Genomic DNA, 433 nt, shown 5'->3' with positions numbered 1-433 from the left:
TGCACCTAGTAGGAGTCGAACCTACAACCTTCTGATTCGTAGTCAGACACTCTATCCAATTGCGCTATAGGTGCATAATAATATGCCGAGGACCGGGATCGAACCGGTACGGTCATCACTGACCGCAGGATTTTAAGTCCTGTGCGTCTGCCAATTCCGCCACCCCGGCATTATAAATTGACATAAGCGGAAGACGGGATTCGAACCCGCGACCTCCACCATGGCAAGGTGGCGTTCTACCACTGAACTACTTCCGCATAAATGCCGACTAGAGGATTCGAACCTCCGACCCCCTGTTTACAAGACAGGTGCTCTGCCAACTGAGCTAAGTCGGCATACATGCTATTTATATAAATAATGAGCCGTGGCGGGTTCGAACCGCCGACCCTCTGATTAAAAGTCAGATGCTCTACCAACTGAGCTAACGGCTCAA

Annotated in this window: 5 tRNA genes; all 5 read right to left on the bottom strand. The window is 50.3% G+C overall.

The features are described 5' to 3' along the window. Positions 1-74 (bottom strand) — tRNA-Arg (locus AC6UDC_RS06910). A 9-nt stretch (positions 75-83) separates the two neighbouring features. Next, positions 84-169, bottom strand: a tRNA-Leu gene (locus AC6UDC_RS06905). A gap of 16 nt (positions 170-185) precedes the next feature. Further along, positions 186-257, bottom strand: a tRNA-Gly gene (locus tag AC6UDC_RS06900). A gap of 5 nt (positions 258-262) precedes the next feature. Beyond that, positions 263-335: transfer RNA gene (locus AC6UDC_RS06895), tRNA-Thr, on the bottom strand. Positions 336-358: 23 nt separating this feature from the next. After that, positions 359-431 (bottom strand) — tRNA-Lys (locus AC6UDC_RS06890). Between the last annotated feature and the right edge of the window lie 2 nt (positions 432-433).

The sequence above is a fragment of the Fructilactobacillus sp. X7R7C1 genome, assembly GCF_059901065.1.
This window is presented reverse-complemented; position numbering and strand designations above follow the sequence as displayed.